Source organism: Hydrogenophilus hirschii, assembly GCF_054656675.1.
Genome location: NZ_BAAHXQ010000001.1, coordinates 894628 through 912188, shown reverse-complemented (window position 1 = coordinate 912188; position 17561 = coordinate 894628). Strand labels below are relative to the sequence as shown.

15 protein-coding genes are annotated in these 17561 nt (G+C 61.8%); 12 read left to right on the top strand and 3 right to left on the bottom strand.

Going from position 1 to position 17561, the window contains the following annotated elements:
* Positions 1–24: 24 nt before the first annotated feature.
* Positions 25–1965 carry a RelA/SpoT family protein gene (locus ACYQ4Z_RS04475; RefSeq protein WP_459860180.1) on the top strand — a complete coding sequence of 647 codons (1941 nt, stop codon included), beginning with the start codon at positions 25–27 and terminating at the stop codon, positions 1963–1965.
* 1 nt (position 1966) lies between these two features.
* Here ACYQ4Z_RS04475 and ppk1 read toward each other — a convergent pair whose 3' ends face one another.
* Complete coding sequence (gene ppk1, locus ACYQ4Z_RS04470; protein ID WP_459860178.1) at positions 1967–4051, bottom strand: polyphosphate kinase 1; 2085 nt, start codon at positions 4049–4051, stop codon at positions 1967–1969.
* Between the two features lie 112 nt (positions 4052–4163).
* On the opposite strand from ppk1, the gene ACYQ4Z_RS04465 reads away from it, so the two are divergent.
* Genes ACYQ4Z_RS04465 through ACYQ4Z_RS04450 form a run of 4 tightly spaced genes read left to right on the top strand, consistent with a single transcriptional unit; the run spans position 4164 to position 10080 of the window.
* On the top strand, positions 4164–5600 hold the full coding sequence (locus tag ACYQ4Z_RS04465) for a Ppx/GppA phosphatase family protein (RefSeq protein ID WP_459860176.1): 1437 nt from the start codon (positions 4164–4166) through the stop codon (positions 5598–5600).
* Positions 5597–6301 (top strand): ankyrin repeat domain-containing protein, encoded by a 705-nt coding sequence (locus ACYQ4Z_RS04460; RefSeq protein WP_459860174.1) that lies wholly within the window; start codon positions 5597–5599, stop codon positions 6299–6301. The genes ACYQ4Z_RS04465 and ACYQ4Z_RS04460 overlap by 4 nt, the downstream gene beginning before the upstream one ends.
* Before the next feature lie 18 nt (positions 6302–6319).
* Positions 6320–7528, top strand: coding sequence for an amidohydrolase (locus tag ACYQ4Z_RS04455; protein ID WP_285615621.1), 1209 nt, complete (start codon positions 6320–6322; stop codon positions 7526–7528).
* Complete coding sequence (locus tag ACYQ4Z_RS04450) at positions 7528–10080, top strand: ABC transporter permease (RefSeq protein WP_459860171.1); 2553 nt, start codon at positions 7528–7530, stop codon at positions 10078–10080. Before ACYQ4Z_RS04455 ends, ACYQ4Z_RS04450 begins: the two co-directional genes overlap by 1 nt.
* Positions 10081–10091: 11 nt before the next feature.
* Here ACYQ4Z_RS04450 and ACYQ4Z_RS04445 read toward each other — a convergent pair whose 3' ends face one another.
* Positions 10092–10280 (bottom strand): hypothetical protein, encoded by a 189-nt coding sequence (locus ACYQ4Z_RS04445; protein ID WP_119335111.1) that lies wholly within the window; start codon positions 10278–10280, stop codon positions 10092–10094.
* Positions 10277–11008 (bottom strand): CAF17-like 4Fe-4S cluster assembly/insertion protein YgfZ, encoded by a 732-nt coding sequence (ygfZ, locus tag ACYQ4Z_RS04440; protein WP_119335110.1) that lies wholly within the window; start codon positions 11006–11008, stop codon positions 10277–10279. Before ygfZ ends, ACYQ4Z_RS04445 begins: the two co-directional genes overlap by 4 nt.
* A 38-nt stretch (positions 11009–11046) precedes the next feature.
* Here ygfZ and mltG point away from each other — a divergent pair, with 38 nt between their 5' ends.
* Genes mltG through ACYQ4Z_RS04405 form a run of 7 tightly spaced genes read left to right on the top strand, consistent with a single transcriptional unit; the run spans position 11047 to position 17550 of the window.
* The gene (gene mltG, locus ACYQ4Z_RS04435; protein ID WP_459860168.1) at positions 11047–12129 is read left to right on the top strand and encodes an endolytic transglycosylase MltG; all 1083 of its coding nucleotides are present in this window, start codon (positions 11047–11049) and stop codon (positions 12127–12129) included.
* The gene (gene tmk, locus ACYQ4Z_RS04430; RefSeq protein WP_219970906.1) at positions 12126–12809 is read left to right on the top strand and encodes a dTMP kinase; all 684 of its coding nucleotides are present in this window, start codon (positions 12126–12128) and stop codon (positions 12807–12809) included. The genes mltG and tmk overlap by 4 nt, the downstream gene beginning before the upstream one ends.
* Complete coding sequence (locus ACYQ4Z_RS04425; protein WP_119335108.1) at positions 12802–13866, top strand: DNA polymerase III subunit delta'; 1065 nt, start codon at positions 12802–12804, stop codon at positions 13864–13866. The genes tmk and ACYQ4Z_RS04425 overlap by 8 nt, the downstream gene beginning before the upstream one ends.
* Positions 13866–14264 (top strand): PilZ domain-containing protein, encoded by a 399-nt coding sequence (locus ACYQ4Z_RS04420; protein WP_459860166.1) that lies wholly within the window; start codon positions 13866–13868, stop codon positions 14262–14264. The genes ACYQ4Z_RS04425 and ACYQ4Z_RS04420 overlap by 1 nt, the downstream gene beginning before the upstream one ends.
* A gap of 25 nt (positions 14265–14289) precedes the next feature.
* The gene (locus tag ACYQ4Z_RS04415) at positions 14290–15087 is read left to right on the top strand and encodes a TatD family hydrolase (RefSeq protein ID WP_219970891.1); all 798 of its coding nucleotides are present in this window, start codon (positions 14290–14292) and stop codon (positions 15085–15087) included.
* Positions 15084–16727, top strand: coding sequence for an acyl-CoA synthetase (locus tag ACYQ4Z_RS04410; protein WP_459860164.1), 1644 nt, complete (start codon positions 15084–15086; stop codon positions 16725–16727). The genes ACYQ4Z_RS04415 and ACYQ4Z_RS04410 overlap by 4 nt, the downstream gene beginning before the upstream one ends.
* 19 nt (positions 16728–16746) lie before the next feature.
* Positions 16747–17550: an enoyl-CoA hydratase gene (locus ACYQ4Z_RS04405; RefSeq protein ID WP_119335104.1), complete on the top strand. Its 804-nt coding sequence runs from the start codon at positions 16747–16749 to the stop codon at positions 17548–17550.
* The last annotated feature ends 11 nt before the right edge of the window (positions 17551–17561 follow it).

Sequence of the window (17561 nt, the reverse complement as noted above, 5' to 3'; positions counted from 1 at the left end):
GATCGAAGTTTCGCACAAATCGTCATGGTTGCAACCACCTCATCCGTAGCCGTAGCCTCTTGGGAGACCGCTCAAGCGGCGCTCGGCATCGAGCTGAGCGAGCCAGAGCGCCTACAGTTGGAAACGGTAGCTCGCGATGCCCAGAGCTGGCTGGAGGGTTTGACGCTGGAAACGGGCGAACCGGTCTGGTCCCATGCCCTTGGGATGGCGTTATTGGCTGCGGAACTGAAGCTTGATTTAGCCAGCCGCTTGGCAGCGTTGCTCTATCCGGTTCCCACGCGCGTACCGGAACAGTGGGATGCGATTCAAGAATCTTTATCTCCTGACGTCCTGAGGCTCATCAAAGGGTTGCAGCGGCTCCATGGCGTGCGGTTGTATGGTGGCGAAAGCGCACCGGAGCGCGACACCATCGAGGCGGTTCGCAAGATGGTGCTCGCGATGGTCGAAGACGTACGCGTGGTGCTGTTGCGGCTGAGCTCCCGCGTGATGACCCTTCGCTGGTTTGCGAAACACCCGGAGCACGAAATCGCTCGTTCTTTTGCGGCCGAATCGCAGACGCTTTACGCGCCGCTTGCGAACCGGTTGGGAATCTGGCGGCTCAAGTGGGAGATCGAGGACCTTGCGTTCCGTCTGCTCGATCCCGAAACCTACAAGTCGTTGGCGAAACGCCTCGAAGAGCGACGGGTGGAACGAGAAGCGTTCATCACGGAACGGATTGCGGAATTTACCGCGCTGTTGCAGCAGATGAAAATTGCGCCGTTCGAGGTGACAGGGCGCCCCAAGCATCTGTACAGCATCTTTCTCAAGATGCAGCGCAAACGGTTGGACCTACGCGAAATTTACGATCTGCGCGCCGTGCGCATCTTGGTTCCCACGGTTGCCGACTGTTACGCCGTGCTTGCCGAGGTGCACGCCCGTTACCAGCCGATCGAAGGGGAGTTCGACGACTATATCGCCCGCCCGAAAGCAAACGGCTATCAATCGCTCCATACGGCGGTGGTCGCAGCAGACGGACGTCCGCTCGAGGTGCAGATTCGCACCTTCGAAATGCACCGTGCTGCCGAATTCGGCGTTGCGGCCCATTGGCGGTACAAAGAGGGGGCGCCCAAACCCTCTTCGTACGACGAAAAGATCGCGCTGCTCCGTTCGTTGTTGGCGTGGCGCGACGAGGTCGCCGACGCCAATGTTTGGGCCGATCGGGTCAAGCGCGCAATCAAAGAGGAGGTGATTTACGTGACCACACCGGCAGGTCGCGTGATCGACCTGCCGTATGGCGCAACGCCGATCGATTTCGCCTATCGCATCCACACCGACGTGGGGCATCGCTGCCGGGGGGTGAAGGTCGATGGCCAGATCGTCCCGCTCAACACACCGTTGACGACCGGACAAACGGTCGAGATCCTCACCGCGAAAACGGGTGGGCCGTCGCGTGACTGGTTACAACCTGGGTTTGTCGTGACGCGCCACGCGCGCAGCAAGATTCGACTCTGGTTCGCGCAGGCCGAGCAAGCGCAACTCGAAGCGCGCGGCAAAACGCTCGTGGAGCAGACGCTCGCCCGTGCTGGGAAAACGAAGACCAAAGTCGATGATTTGGCGGCACGACTGGGATTCAAAGAACCGGCTGCGCTCTACCGCGCGTTCGCCCGGGGCGAGGTAGGGCCCAAAGCGCTGCTCGAAGCGGTCGAAGGAAAGCCGGACGCCAGTGAATCGGCTTCCGCAGCGCGCCGTCGCGCACCGCAGGATCACGTGGGCCCGAATGCCGTCGCGTCTGTGGTGATCGGCGGGGAGCGTGGCTTTTACGCACAACCAGCGAAATGTTGTTTACCCCAACTAGGTGATGCGATCGTCGCATTTTTGAGCCGCAGCCGCGGGCTCACCATTCACCACCAAGCGTGTCCGGAGATCGCACGCCTGCGGCACGTCCACCCCGAACGGGTATTACCGGCGACGTGGGAGTCGTCTTGACTCAGTTGCTTTTCGCGAGTTCTCTAAGGAGCAGCTCTTGTGCGGCACGCCGCATCGTCCGGGCGTGCTTGAGCCGGTAGCGCCCGTCCGGTCCCAACTCCCACGCTTGCGCATTGTCCAGCAAATAGATGCGCAAACCCTCTTTGATCACCCGCCGTTTGAGCGCCGGGTCCAACACCGGGCACGCGACTTCGACGCGGCGGAAACAGTTGCGATCCATCCAGTCGGCACTGGAAAGATAGACTTTGCGCGCCCCGTCCGCATAAAAATAGATGACGCGGTGATGCTCCAAGAAGCGTCCAACGATCGAGCGCACGCGAATGTTTTCCGAAAGGCCTGCTATGCCCGGTTTGAGGGCGCATGGGCCACGAACGATGAGGTCGATCTCCACACCCGCTTGCGACGCGGCGTAGAGCGCTTCGATCAGGTGGGGTTCGAGTAGTGCGTTCATCTTGGCGATGATTCGCCCGCGACGTCCAGCCTGCGCTGCGTCGGCTTCGGCGCGGATGTGCGCCAGCAAGTTGGCATGCAACGTAAAGGGCGACTGCCAAAGATGGCGCAATTGCGGTGCATCGCCCATGCCCGTGATCGATCGGAAAATGGCATCGACGTCGCTGCCGATTTCCGGGTTGGCGGTGAGCAATCCGAAATCGGTATACAGACGAGCGGTTTTTGGGTGGTAGTTGCCTGTACCGATATGGCAGTAGCGACGCAGTTGCCCCCCTTCGCGCCGGATTACCAACAAGAGCTTTGCATGGGTTTTGAAGCCGAAAACGCCATAAACCACATGGGCGCCCGCTTCATGCAGCCTTCTTGCCCAGCGGATGTTCGCCTCTTCGTCGAACCGCGCCATCAACTCCATCACCACGGTGACCTCTTTCCCCAACTGTGCGGCGCGGATCAGCTGTTCCATCAGGATCGAATCCATACCGGTGCGATAGACGGTCATTTTGATCGCGACGACGTTCGGATCGTCGGCCGCGATCCGCAGGAAGTTGATCACCGGCTCGAAACTTTCGTACGGGTGATGCAACAGCAGATCCTGGCGACGGAGCGTGGCAAAGGTGTCCTGAGGGCGCGCCAACGCTTTCGGAACCCGAGGAGTGAAGGGGGGGAATTTGAGGTCGGGCCGATCGACTTCGTCGCAGATCGCCATCAACCGCACCAAATTGACGATCCCCGGAACGCGGTAGAGCGCCTGCTCGGTCAGGCCGAACTGCTCGAGCAGAAACCGGGCCATCTGCTCGGAGCAGTTGTCGGCCACTTCCAGACGCACGGCGTCACCGAAGTGGCGTTGCCGCAGTTCGCCGGAGAGCGCATCCCGTAAGTCTTTGATCTCCTCTTCGTCCAGGAAGAGGTCGGAATTGCGCGTGACGCGAAATTGGTAACACCCCTTTACCGTCATGCCCGGAAAGAGGCGGTGCACGTTGGCGTGAATGATCGAAGAGAGGAAGACGAACGCGTACGGGTGTTCGGAAAGCCCTTTGGGGAGCCGCAAAACTCTGGGCAAAGCCCGTGGCGCTTGCAAAATGGCCCGGCCCGAGGTACGCCCGAACGCGTCTTTCCCTTCGAGTTCGATCGCGAAGTTGAGGCTCTTGTTGAGGATGCGCGGAAAAGGATGGGCGGGATCGAGCGCGATCGGGGTAAGGAGCGGTTCGATCTGGTCGACGAAATAGCGCTCGAGCCACTCCCGTTGCGCGTCGGTCCAGTGGTTGCGGCGGACGAAGACGACCCCTTCCCGCGCCAGCGCCGGGATCAAGGTATCGTTCCACAGCGCATATTGCCGCGAAACCAGGGAATGGACCTCTTTGCCGATCCGCTCCAAGAGTTCGTCGATCGCGATGCCGTCGATGCCGGCGCGCGTGAGTCCTTGGTGCTGCTGCTCTTTGAGCCCAGCGACGCGGATTTCGAAAAATTCGTCGAGGTTGCTGGAGACGATGCAGAGATAGCGCACCCGTTCGATGAGCGGCGTAGCTGGGTTTTCCGCCATCGCCAATACCCGCCTTTGGAATTGCAACAACGACAATTCGCGGTTGAAAAAATGGTCGGCTGGGTAGTTCGCCGGTGGTGGAACGGGGGTGGGCATCTTCTCCTCCTGTGCGTTCTGACCAATTGTACCGTGATATGCGTACAATGGCGGGATGAAGCTTGCAGCCGTAGACCTAGGGTCCAATACGTTTCGCCTCACGATCGCGGCCGTGGACGGGGAGCTTGTCTTTCCTCGTGACGAATACAAAGTTCCGGTCCGTCTTGCGGCAGGCCTGACCGCCGAGAAGTGGTTGACGCCGGAAGCGATGAGCCGCGGTTGGCAAGCGCTGGCGCAATTTTCGGAGCGGCTTGCCGATTTTCCGCCGGATGCGCTCCGTGCCGTGGCGACCAATACGCTCCGTGTCGCAAAAAATGCGGCGCATTTCATCGCCGAAGGTCAGGAACTCTTGGGCTTTCCCATCGAGGTGATCTCTGGTCGCGAAGAGGCGCGCCTCATCTATCTGGGCGTTGCCCATTCGATCGCCAACCCTCATCGGCAGAATTTGATTTTCGATATTGGTGGCGGTTCCACTGAATTCATCATCGGTCGTGGGTTTGCGCCCGAATGGCTCGAAAGCCTCTACATGGGTTGTGTCAGTTTCACCACTCGCTTTTTTCCCGATGGGGAAGTGACGCCGCGGCGTTTCGCTCAAGCGACCACCGCTGCGCGCATGGAACTCGAGGCGATCGCGCAAACCTACCGCACGATCGGCTGGGAGCAGGTCTTCGTTTCGAGCGGTTCGGCCCGCGCGATCCGTGACGTTGCGGTTGCGATGGAACTGACCGACGAGGCGATCACGCTGCCGGTATTGCAGGAGATCGAACGCGTCATACTCGACGCCAAAGCGGTCGAGAGCATCGCTCGATTACCCGGTATGCGTTCGGAGCGCGCCGATCTCTTCGCTGCAGGTTTGGCCATCATGAAAGCGGCTTTTGAAGCGTTGGCGATTGCTGAGGCGCGGTATGCCAACGGCGCGATGCGGCTTGGGGTGCTCTACGATCTGTTGGGGCGCACGCACCATCACGATATCCGGGAGGCGAGCGTCGAACGGTTGATGGAACGGTGCCAGGTCGACCGCCCGCATGCGTTGCGGGTCGAAGCCGAAGCGTTGCGACTGGCTGGACAGTTACAACCCGCATGGCAGGATCCCTACCACCCCATGCGCCAATTCCTGTCGTGGGCAGCGCGGCTGCACGAAGTAGGACTTTTCGTCGCGCACAGTGGTTACCACAAACACGGTGCCTATTTGCTTGCGAACGCGGATCTCCCCGGTTTTTCGCAATCGGATCAAGCGCGACTGGCGCGATGGATCCTTGCGCATCGCGGCAAACTCGCGCGGCTCAAAGAGTTGGCCGAGTACGACCCGGAGTGGGACGCGATCTTGGCGCTCCGGTTGGCGGTGATCCTTGCGCGGGCGCGAAACCAAAAGCCGCTTCCACAACTCGAAGTAGCACGGGCAGGAAAAGGGTATCGTATTGGCTTGCCTATCGATTTCGCAAGAAACCATCCGCTCACCCATGCCTTGTTGCTGACAGAGCGCGAACAATGGGAAAAAGTGAACAAACCGCTTACTTTCGTCGGTCAGGAAAACGAGGAGGCCCCGTGAGACGCTGGGAGGGAAAACGCATCATCGTAACCTGGATGGCGTGCCTCGCGCCATTCTTCGCACCAGTCGGTGCGACGGCGGAAAATGGCGCAGCGATCTATGCACAGCTGCAACGCGCATTGGCGCAGGAAGATGTCGAAACCGTCGCGTCGCTCGTCGCGCGGGGGCTCGACCCCAACGTCAGCGACCGTGAAGGCAATCCCTTGCTGGTCTGGGCGGCGCGTCATGGGAAAACCGAACTGGTGACTACGCTCCTTCGTCACGGCGCTTCGGTCAATCAACGCAACCTCGTCGGCGAAACCGCGTTGATGGCGGCGGCTTATGGCGGATATACCCAGATTGCCGCTCAGCTGATCGAATCTGGGGCCATCTTCGATCACGACGGCTGGAACCCTCTGATCTACGCCGCGATGCAAGGCCATACCGCGATCGTCGACTTGTTGCTCAAAGCCGGCGCGAACCCCAACCGGGCTTCGGAGAACGGAATGACCCCCCTGATGTGGGCGGCCCGAAACGGTCACGCCGCGGTCGTTGCGCGGCTGCTTACCCACGGCGCCGATACCGAAGCGCGTTCTGACCGCGGATACACTGCGGTGACGCTTGCGCTCAGCAAAGGGGAAACCGCGATTGCGCAACAGATCGAGGCGGTTCGCCGGCAAAAAGGTTTGCCACCGACGCAACTCAACCTCTCGATCGAATGAACGGAGTCGGAGGAGACGATGGAACCCTTGACGTTGGAGAGCCCGGTATGGCAGCGGTGGCAAGATCGCTGGCACCACCGGTTTTCCGAATGGCAAACGTGGCGGCGGCATCTCCACCGCCACCCTGAGTTGGCCTTCCAAGAGGAGGCAACCGCGACCTTCGTCGCGGAACGGTTGCGCGCGATCGGACTGACCCCGCAGACGGGGTGGGCGAAAACGGGCGTGGTCGCATCGATCACCGGCACCATGGGTGCAGGGCCTACGATCGCGCTTCGTGCCGACATGGACGCCCTGCCGCTCGAAGAGGCCAATACCTTCGACCACCGTTCGCGCCATCCCGGCCGTATGCACGCGTGCGGTCATGACGGTCATACCGCGATGCTGCTTGCTGCAGCAGAAGCGATCGCTGCAGAACCCGATTTCGCGGGGACGGTCGTTTTCCTCTTCCAACCCGCGGAAGAGGGGGGCGGGGGTGCGCGCGTCATGGTCGAAGAAGGGGTGCTCGATGCCTTTGCGATCGACGAGATCTACGCACTGCACAACTGGCCGGGTTTGCCGGTTGGCACCTTTGCGGTTCATACCGGCCCGGTGATGGCAGGCACCAAGAGTTTCGACCTGACTTTCCGAGCATCGGGCACCCACGCAGCGATGCCCCATTTGGGTGCCGATCTCATTGTTGCCGCCAGTCAGTTCGTCACGTACGTACAAAGTGCGATCAGCCGTAGGATCCCGCCAACAGAAGCCGCGGTCTTTTCCGTGACGCAGTTCCACGGGGGAACCGCGTACAACGTCCTGCCCGATCGCGTCACCCTTGCCGGAACGGTCCGTGCCTTTTCCGACGCGACGATGCTCCATATCATCGAAACCGCAACGCACTTGGCCACGGCGATCGCAGCGAGCGTCGGCGCCGAAACCGAATGGCGCTGGCACGACGGTTATCCGCCGACCGTGAACGACGCAACCGCTGCCGAAAACGCGGCACGTACCGCCGCGACCGTCGTCGGTGCCGAACGTGTGCTGCGCGACCAACCCCCATCGATGGGGGCGGAAGATTTCGCCTATTTCTTGCAAAAACGCCCCGGCGCGTATCTCTGGATCGGAAACGGGCCAGGGGAGGGCGGGTGCGTGCTTCACAATAGCCGGTACGATTTCAACGATGCGATCCTGCCCCTGGGCGCAGCGTTCTGGTGGCGGTTGGTGCGCGATCGCTTGGCTTCGGAGGGGTGATGCGTTCGTGGCAACGGGGTTGGCACCATTGGCGGCTGTCGCGCGCGCTCCTTGATGGCGCGGGTGGACTCTGGGCGCTCGTTGCAGCGCTCGCCGTTGCAGTCTCCTGCGTTGCATCCGTTGCGTGGCTAAACGACCGCTTGACGTCGACACTGGTGACCGAGGCCGGAGCGTGGCTTGCTGGAGACTTGCAAATCGCATCGTCACGCCCCTTTGCTGCGCGCTGGCACGGGCGGCGCGCGCAGCATCCGGAAATTCGGGTAGCCGAATCGGTCACCACGACGTCGATGGTACGAACGCCGCAAGGTGATCGACAACTCGTCGCGCTGCGTGCGATTGGACCAGGGTACCCGCTGCGCGGCACCATCCGACTCCGTGCAGCGGGATCTACCGATGAAGCGGCGACCGAAGAGAATCCTCGACTCGTGATCGTCGATGCAGCCAATCTGACAAGCAACCAAGCGTGGATCGACGCCCGTCTGTCAGCGCTCTTGGGATTGCGCGAGGGGATGACGTTCGCCCTGGGGCGCAGTGAGGTGGTGGTGGCTGGGATCCTCGAATCGACTCCCGAACAAGGGGCCGATTTTTTGAGTTTTCTGCCCGAAGTCATCGTTTCGACCGAAACGCTCGACGCTTCGGGGCTGATCGCCCCGGGGAGCCGGGCCACTTGGCGCTGGCACATCGTCGCGCCGCAAGCAGCGCTACCCCAGATCAAAGCGGAGATCGAAGCCTTGCTGCAACCAGGGGAACGGCTTGTTGCAGTCGACGAAGCCCAACCGTCGGTCAAGACGCTCCTCGAGCAGGTGCAGCGGTTCCTGCGCTTGGGCACCATCGCTGCTGTGGTACTTGCCGCAGTCGCGGTGGCGCTGGCAGCGCGGCGCGTCGCACTGCAATTGACCCGTCGCGTTGCGGTGGTTCGCGCGCTGGGAATCAGCCGCTTGCGCCTCCTCATGCTCTTGGGGTTGCGCTTTTTGGTTCTCGCGGCACTGGGAGTCGGAGCCGGGTTGGTGATCGGGTGGGGCGCACAATCGCTCTTTGCCGAATTGCTGCAAACGCTCGTCGCGCACACGGGACTTGCGCCCGCTGCGTTCGTTGCCGGATGGCCGGCTGCGCTGCTTGGTTTCGTACTGGTCGCTGCATTTGTCACACCGTGGCTCGTCTGGCTGGTCCGTCTGCCGCCGATCGCTGTGTTGCGCCACGTCGCGCCGCCCAGCCATCCCTTGGGGTGGCTCGGATGGGTGCTTGTCACCAGTGGGGCTCTTGCCGGCGTCACGGTAGCATTGGCGGGCGAATGGCAGCTCGCAGTGACCGCGCTTGCGGTGATTGCTGCGATCACGTGCGGCTTCGGTGTGTTGGCGATTGTCCTCCTTCGCTTCGCCTACCGTTTTCTGCCGCAGCGGACGCCCACGCCAGTTCGCCTCATTTTGCTCTTTCTCGTGCGCCAGCCCCTGACGGTGGCGATTCAGGTCGCAGCGCTCGCTGTGGGATTGACCGCGATTTGGCTGTTGCTCTTCGTGCGCAGCGACCTCCTGGCGGCGTGGCGCTACCAAACTCCGCCTGATGCGCCGAACCGTTTCGTGATCAACGTGATGCCCGATCAGGTTGCGCCGCTCACGGCACAGTTCGAAAAAGCGGGCATCGCTCCGCCGCGCTTTTGGCCGATGGTGCGCGGTCGATTGCAGTCGATCAACGGCGCACCGATCCCACAAGCGCTTTTGGACGCCAACCCGCGCGCCGAGCGTTTGGCGAATCGGGAGTTCAACCTCACCTGGTCCACCGCTTTGCCTGAGGACAACCGAATCGTCGCCGGGCGGTGGCACGGTGACAGCACGGCGCGCGAAGCCTCGGTAGAGGCGGGATTGGCGAAACTGTTCGACATCAAAGTGGGCGATACGGTGACGTTCGGGATCGCAGGCGAAACGGTGACGGTATCGATCACTTCGATTCGTGCGCTGCGGTGGGAGTCGATGCGCCCCAATTTCTTTTTCATCACCACGCCAGCCGCGTTGGAACATTTCCCTGCAATCTTTATGGCTGCGATTCGGTTGCCACCGCATGAGCGAGCATTCGAACGCACGCTGGTTGCGCAATTTCCGAACGTCACGGTGATCGACGTCGAGCAATTGCGCGCAGAGTTCGAACGGTTGAGTAACGACGTCACCCGCTTACTCGAAGCCGTCTTCGCGTTCGCGTTGGCAGCAGGCGGTCTGGTCCTGCTTTTGGGTTGGGCTGCTGGAGACGAGCGGCGCGCGCAGCAAGTGGCGCTCCTCAGAGCGTTGGGGCTGCAGGAACGCGTTGCCCATCCGTTCCTGCTCGGCGAAGCCGCTACCGTTGGCGCGCTTGCCGCGCTCTTTTCGGTGCTCGCCGCCAGTCTGCTGGGATCGTGGTTGGCGTATCGCCTCTTCGATCTGCTGCTCCCCGTACGCTGGGGGCCGCTTGCGGCTGCTGCGCTGATCGTGGCCGTGCTGGTCGGCATCCTAGGGTGGTGGCGCGCCAAAGGGCTCCTCGCGCAGCCGCCCCTCACGGTGTTGCGCGCAGCGTCACCACAATGACCATGACTGCGTCAGAGGTTGGGGTCGTGCGGCGTTTCGGCGTTGAGGATCGCGAAGACGCCCGCCGCAGCAACCGCCATCCAAAGCAGGAACGCCCCAACCCCCAACCGCTCCCACAGCGCGCCGAAGTAAAAGAGCATCACGAATGCGATAAAAAGGAGCAGGTTGCCGATGAGGCTGGCGTGGCGCTTCCAGTTCATCCTTTGACCTCGTCGAGCGCGTAAGGAAGCGGCGTGAGGGTCGCTTTCGCGCCGTCGGGCGCGCCGATCGCCACGGTGCCTTCCGGGATCACCGATTTCGGGACCGATACAAGCGCCGCATAACCGTCCGGGTGCGGCACGGAAAGCACCACGCGCCCGGCAGTCTGTTCGCCCATCGCCGCACTAAAGCAAGGCGTACCCGCAGCGGGTGGGTCACCCGCGCCCACCACTTTGACCATTCGTCGTTTGACTTCTCCCAAATAGCGGGTACGGGCAATGATCTCTTGCCCAGGGTAACACCCTTTTTTGAAACTGACGCCACCGATGAGGTCGAGATTCACCCATTGTGGCAAGAACATCTCCCGGTTTGGCGGCAAAATCCACGGCCAACCCTCGGCAACGAACGTTGCCCACGTCAGGCCGCTCGTTTCGGCGCCAAGGTCGATCGTTACCTTGCTGCGGAAACGATATTTGAGGAGTGTGCTTTGGAGAAACGGCGCACTTTCGGGATCGATGAGGATCCGAAAAGTGGTCTCCTCGACACGCTCCAACCAGAAAATGGCCAACAACCGCCCTTTGGGGGTGCATAGCCCATTCCACTGCCGCGCATCTGTCGTCAATGACGTGACGTCATTGCACGTCAAACTCTGCAAGAAGCGTTGTGCGTCTGGCCCATTGACCAGCAACGTCGCGAAGGGCTGGGTCGAATCAACGTGTGCGCTTTCCATGGGACGGTATTATCGCAAAATTCGCTAGAATCGACCCCATGACGACCCGCTTTTGCCCGCACCTGGAAATCCAACCGTGCGTTGCGCCACCCCCTGTTGCGATGCGTGGTGGCATTCGGTTGGGTTTTGCACTGCTCCTTCTTGTGCTCGTTGCGCTGGGTGGCGTCTGGACGCTGCTGGAACGGTGGCGCACAACGCCACTTCCGGTCACCGAAACGGTCTCGGTGCAGATTCCCCGCGGAACCGGTGTGATCGGCGCCGCGGAGCGCTTGGCGCAAACGCTTGGCGGCGAAACGCTTTTGTGGCGCTGGCTGGTCTGGCGGGAGCGGCCTGAGCGGGTGATCGCTGGATATTACCAATTTCCACCGTCGGTCTCGCCGCAAGAGGCGCTCGCGATGGTCGTTCGTGGCGAGGTGATCCGCGACCGCCTCACCATCGTCGAGGGGTGGACCTTTCGCCAGATGCAGGCGGCAATCGACGCGCATCCCTATCTGACCCATACCCTGCAAGGCGCGGACGAACAGACGATCCTCTCTGCGATCGGCGCCCAAGTTCCGTATGCCGAAGGGTGGTTTTTTCCCGATACCTACCTCTTCGACCGGATGACGCCAGACCAGACGATCTACCGGCAGGCACACGAACGGATGCGTCGCGTATTGGCAGAAGTTTGGGCAGGACGTGACCCCGACCTTCCGCTGGAGTCCCCGGAAGCCCTGTTGATTTTGGCGTCGATCGTCGAAAAAGAGACCGCCCACCCGGAAGATCGCGGCAAAGTCGCATCCGTTTTCCTCAACCGCCTGCGCAAAGGGATGCCATTGCAGTCCGATCCAACGGTGATCTACGGGCTGGGCGAACGCTACGACGGTTCGCTCAGTAAGCGGGATCTGCGCCACGACTCCGCCCACAACACCTATACCCGGCAGGGGTTGCCGCCCTCACCGATTGCACTGCCCAGTTTGGCGTCGCTTCAGGCGGTTGCTCACCCCGAAAAGACCGACTATCTCTACTTCGTCGCAAGCGGCACCGACGCGACCAGCATCTTTTCCCGAACCCTAACCGAACACAATCGCGCGGTTCGCGCGTATCGTCAAGCGATGCGGAATGCGGAGTCCACCCAATGAGCACGCGCGGCCGTTTCTTGGTTTTCGAAGGAATCGACGGTGCCGGCAAAAGCACGCAGATCGCGGCGCTCTCGGAGTGGCTGCAAGCGCAGGGGGTAGCCACCGTCACCACGCGTGAACCGGGCGGCACCCCCGTTGGCGAAGCGATCCGAACGTTGGTCTTGACGCACGAGATGCACGCGGAGACCGAATTGATGCTGATCTGTGCCGCACGGCGCGAACACCTCCTCACGGTGATCGATCCCGCGTTGGCAGCGGGACGATGGGTGGTGTGTGACCGCTTTGCCGATGCCTCGTTCGCGTACCAGGTTGGCGGACGAGGGGTCGATCGCGAACGTTTTCGCCAACTCGACGAATGGACCCGTTCTGGCCGGCAACCCGACCTGGTCTTCTTGTTCGACCTACCGGTAGCCGCGGCGGCCAAACGGCGGGCCAACCGAGATCTCTCTGACGGTCCCAGCGCGTGCGACCGCTTCGAGCGCGAGTCGGAAGCATTCTTTGCCGCAGTGCGCGCTGCGTACCTGGCGCGCGCTGCGCAAGACCCCGAACGCTATTGTGTGTTGGACGCGCAGTTACCACCCGAGCGGCTCACCGAAATCGTATTGGCGACCGTTGCCCAACGGTGGTTTGCACCCAAGACCCGACAATCACCGTCGCAGGGAGTGGCGCACGATGGGTGACGCCGCTTTTGCTTACCCGTGGCTGATGCCCTGGATCGAACGCTTCTTCCAGGCATGGCGTCAGGGGCGGGCGCCGCAAGCGCTTTTGCTGGCAGGCCCCGAAGGGGTCGGCAAACACCACCTAGCCGCTTTATTGGCGCGTCGCTGGACCTGCGCTGCCCCCCCCGAAGCCGGAATCGAACCGTGTGGCCAATGCCCAGCCTGTACGCTCGACGACGAAACCGCGCATCCCGATCGTTTCGAATTGACCCCGCAATCGGGTACGCAGGGCATACCGATCGACGCTGTGCGCGCGTTGCAAGCGGACCTTGCGCTTTCTGCGCACGGGGTTCGCCGTGCAGTGGTGATCCAACCGGCCGAAGCGATGAATCGCTACACCGCGAACGCGTTACTCAAAATTCTGGAAGAGCCGCCGCAGGCGGTGCTGTTCGTCTTGGTGAGTGACGCGCCTGGACGGTTGTTACCCACGATTCTCAGTCGGACCCAACAGTGGCGCATCCTTCCCCCCCCGATCGCGCAAGCCGAAGCGTGGTTGCGCGCGGCGTGGCAGCAGGCCGGCGCGCAGGCAGAACCCGCCAAGGACCCCCAACAGGCGATCGCTGCGGCTTTGGCGCTGCATCGGGGTGCGCCGCTTGCGGCATGGCGCTTCTTGTCGTCCGGAAAAAATGCGCTGCGCGATGCGTTCGTCCGCGACGCCGCCGAATGCGCATGGCGGCAACCGATCGCGGTGGCCAGCGAATGGACGCAGCGCCTCAAAGCGCAAGAGGGGGATCCCAACGGGCTGCGCTTCGCCGAGCTTTTTCGTTGGTACCAGTACTGGCTCGCTGATCTGCTCACCATCGCCACCTTGGGAGATGCTTGCGCGAATCGTCCGGAACGCTTACACTTTCCCGATGCTGCAGCGCAGATCACAGCCGTGGCCAAACGGCGCTCGCCCATCGAATGGTTTCGCATCGCCCGCCTTGCCACGGCAATCGCGCCGTGGGTCGATCATCCCCTCAACACGGCGTCGCTCTGCGAAACCCTGTGGCTGAATTACTGCGACGGAGTTTCGTGATGGTTTCCCCAGACGCGGCTAGTGAAGCGAACAGCAACGCAATGGGCGAAAAGGCAAGCACCCGCGCCACCGTGCTCGCCGTGCACATCGAAGCTGTCTCTGCGCTCTACGCCGCCTATATGCCCTGGCTGAAGCGGGGCGGTCTCTTCGTCCCGACCAACCGGAAATTCGGTTTGGGCGATCCCCTTTTTCTTCGCGTGCAACTCCCCGACGAATCGGAACCGATTCTCCTTTCGGGTACCGTTGCGTGGATCAACCCGCCGAACGTCGCCGGCGGGCGCGTCCAGGGCGTGGGCGTGCATTTCGACGATGGCGAACTCACGCCCAAGGTCAAAGCGCTGATCGAACAAAAACTTGGGGCACTCATCGGCTCCGGCAAAACCACCCACACGTTATGACCCCAACGGAAGCGAAGAAACGACCATGACCCAACTGATCGACACCCATTGCCATCTCGAATTCCCCGGACTCAAAGAACGACTGAACGAAGTTCTGGCCAATATGGCAGCAAACCGCGTCGTCGCAGCGGTTTCGATCGGCACCACGCTGGAACGCGCGCGAGAGGTACTGGAAATTGCCGAAGCCCACCCCAATATCTGGGCCACCGTCGGCGTCCACCCAGATAACGAAGGCGTCGAGGAGCCGACCGTGGATCGCTTGGTTGCGCTCGCGAACCACGCCAAAGTCGTCGCGATCGGGGAAACCGGGCTCGACTATTATCGACTCACCGACGCGCCTGAGTGGCAGCGCACCCGCTTTCGTACCCATATCCAGGCGGCCCGCACCTTGAAGTTGCCGCTCGTGATCCACACTCGCGCCGCCGCGCACGACACGATCGCAATCCTTCGTGAAGAGGGAGCCGAAGCGGTTGGCGGCGTGATGCACTGCTTCACCGAAAGCCGCGAAACGGCGAAAGCCGCATTGGATCTCGGCTTCTACATCTCTTTTTCGGGCATCGCCACGTTCAAGAACGCGGCGTCGGTCCGGGAGGTAGCCCGTTACGTTCCGCTCGACCGGATCCTGGTCGAGACCGACGCCCCCTATCTGGCGCCCGTCCCGCACCGTGGCAAACGATGCGAACCCGCCTTTGTGCGCCACACCGCAGAATTTTTAGCGGAATTTCTCGGAATCGACTTCGCCACCTTTGCCGAACGTACTACGGAAAATGCCTGCCGTCTCTTTTCGTTGCGCCTAACCCACCCAGAGGAGGTCTCCGCATGACCAAAGCGTATGAAGTCGGGCTCGAGCGGTGTGAAGCCAATTACGTGCCGCTCACGCCACTCAGCTTCCTGCAACGCACCGCTGCCGTGTACCCCGATCGGCTGGCAGTGATCCACGGCAACCGCCGTTACACCTGGGCCCAGTTTGCCGAACGGGCGCGACGATTGGCTTCCGCGCTGCACCATCTTGGGGTCGGGAAGAACGACACGGTCGCGGTGGTGCTCAACAACACCCCCGAAATGCTCGAATGCCATTTCGGCGTCCCGGGGGCGGGGGCGGTGCTCAATACCATCAACACCCGACTCGACCCCGAAACGGTCGCGTTCATCCTGGAACACGGGGAAGCGAAGGTCCTCATCACCGACCGCGAATATGCACATACCGTCAAAGCCGCGCTCGCGCGTATCGACCGAAAGATTTTGGTGATCGACGTCGACGACCCCGAATATTCCGGACCGGGGGAACTTCTGGGCACACTCGATTACGAAGGGCTCTTGAGTGGCGGTGACCCCAACTTCGCATTCCGTTATCCCGACGACGAATGGGATGCGATCTCGCTCAACTACACCTCAGGGACCACCGGCAACCCGAAAGGGGTGGTTTACCACCATCGGGGCGCCTACCTGAACGCGCTTTCGAATATCGTCTCATGGGGGATGTCGCACCATTCGGTCTACCTCTGGACCTTACCGATGTTCCACTGCAACGGCTGGTGCTTCCCGTGGACGGTCGCTGCGAACGCTGGTGTCAATGTCTGCTTGCGGCGCGTCGACCCGAAATGGATTTGGGAGGCGATCGAAACGCACGGGGTGACCCACTACTGCGGCGCACCGATCGTCCACAGCATGATCGCCAATGCCGCGCCGCCAGCGTGGAAGAGCGGCAAAGCGGGCCGAACCGTGAAAGGGCTGATCGCCGCTGCGCCGCCGCCTGCTGCCGTCCTTCAAGCGATGGCCGAAATCGGGTTCGAAATCACCCACGTCTATGGCCTCACCGAAACCTACGGACCGGCCGCAGTGTGCGCCAAGCACGACGAATGGGCGACGCTTTCCCTTGCCGAGCAGGTGCGCTTGAACGGTCGCCAAGGGGTGCCGTACCACGCCCAAGAGGCGATTTCGGTGCTCGACCCCGATACGATGCAACCGGTGCCGCGTGACGGCCAGACGATGGGTGAGGTGATGTTCCGCGGCAACCTGGTGATGAAAGGGTACCTCAAGAACCCGGCCGCAACGGAAGAGGCGTTCCGCGGTGGGTGGTTCCATACCGGTGACCTGGGCGTGCTCGAACCCGACGGCTACGTCAAGATCAAAGACCGCGCCAAAGACATCATCATCTCCGGCGGGGAAAACATCTCGTCGATCGAAGTCGAAGATGCGCTCTACAAACACCCGGCGGTGATGGCGGTTGCGGTCGTCGCTTCCCCCGATCCGAAGTGGGGTGAGGTACCGCACGCGTTCATCGAATTGCGGGAAGGCGCTTCCGTCACCCCTGAGGAGTTGCAGCAACACTGCCGCCAATTCCTCGCCGGCTACAAAATTCCCAAGAAATTCACTTTTGGGCCGCTGCCGAAGACCTCGACGGGTAAGATTCAGAAATTCATCTTGCGCGAGCAGGCGCGTTCGCAAGAAGCGATCGAATAACCCACAAGGAGGAGCCCCAATGAACGACGCACCCTTCGTGTTAGAGACGCTCGACGATGGCGTCTTGACGCTCACCCTCAACCGTCCCGCCCAGTTCAACGCGCTTTCCCGCGCGATGCTCGAAGCATTGCTCGCTGCACTCGAACGCGCCAAAACGGACGAAGCGGTGCGCGCGGTGGTCCTTGCTGGCGCAGGCAAAGCCTTCTGTGCCGGCCACGACCTCAAAGAGATGCGCGCGAACTGCACCTTGGAATTCCAACGCGACCTCTTTGCACTCTGCACCAAAGTGATGCGAACGATCATGACGTTACCGGTGCCGGTGATCGCGCGTGTCCACGGGATTGCCACCGCGGCGGGTTGCCAACTCGTCGCCACCTGCGACTTGGCTGTTGCCGCCGATGTCGCGCGCTTCGCAGTCTCGGGCATCACGGTCGGACTCTTCTGTTCGACTCCGGCAGTGGCGCTTTCCCGCAACATCGGCCGCAAACCGGCAATGGAAATGCTGCTCACCGGCGAATTCATCTCCGCGGAGCGGGCGCAGACGCTCGGGTTGGTGAACCGCGTCGTCGCGGTTGACGCGCTCGACGACGAGATCAATAAGCTCACCGATTCGATCAAAGCCAAACCGCGTGCCTCGATCGCGATGGGTAAATCGCTCTTCTATCGTCAACTCGAAATGGGGATCGACGCGGCGTATCAGCTCGCATCCGAAGTGATGGCGTGCAACATGATGCACCCGGATGCCCAAGAAGGGATCGACGCGTTCATCGAAAAACGGACCCCGCGCTACCAGCACACGCCTGCACCCGAAAACGTAGTGTGACCCATAGGGGC

Coding starts and splice junctions, on each gene's coding strand:
- ygfZ (WP_119335110.1), bottom strand. CDS start 11,008: ATGGAAAGCGCACACGTTGATTCGACCCAGCCCTTCGCGACGTTGCTG.
- ACYQ4Z_RS04450 (WP_459860171.1), top strand. CDS start 7,528: ATGCGTTCGTGGCAACGGGGTTGGCACCATTGGCGGCTGTCGCGCGCG.
- ACYQ4Z_RS04445 (WP_119335111.1), bottom strand. CDS start 10,280: ATGAACTGGAAGCGCCACGCCAGCCTCATCGGCAACCTGCTCCTTTTT.
- ppk1 (WP_459860178.1), bottom strand. CDS start 4,051: ATGCCCACCCCCGTTCCACCACCGGCGAACTACCCAGCCGACCATTTT.
- ACYQ4Z_RS04415 (WP_219970891.1), top strand. CDS start 14,290: ATGACCCAACTGATCGACACCCATTGCCATCTCGAATTCCCCGGACTC.
- tmk (WP_219970906.1), top strand. CDS start 12,126: ATGAGCACGCGCGGCCGTTTCTTGGTTTTCGAAGGAATCGACGGTGCC.
- ACYQ4Z_RS04475 (WP_459860180.1), top strand. CDS start 25: ATGGTTGCAACCACCTCATCCGTAGCCGTAGCCTCTTGGGAGACCGCT.
- ACYQ4Z_RS04455 (WP_285615621.1), top strand. CDS start 6,320: ATGGAACCCTTGACGTTGGAGAGCCCGGTATGGCAGCGGTGGCAAGAT.
- ACYQ4Z_RS04405 (WP_119335104.1), top strand. CDS start 16,747: ATGAACGACGCACCCTTCGTGTTAGAGACGCTCGACGATGGCGTCTTG.
- ACYQ4Z_RS04425 (WP_119335108.1), top strand. CDS start 12,802: ATGGGTGACGCCGCTTTTGCTTACCCGTGGCTGATGCCCTGGATCGAA.
- mltG (WP_459860168.1), top strand. CDS start 11,047: ATGACGACCCGCTTTTGCCCGCACCTGGAAATCCAACCGTGCGTTGCG.
- ACYQ4Z_RS04420 (WP_459860166.1), top strand. CDS start 13,866: ATGGTTTCCCCAGACGCGGCTAGTGAAGCGAACAGCAACGCAATGGGC.
- ACYQ4Z_RS04410 (WP_459860164.1), top strand. CDS start 15,084: ATGACCAAAGCGTATGAAGTCGGGCTCGAGCGGTGTGAAGCCAATTAC.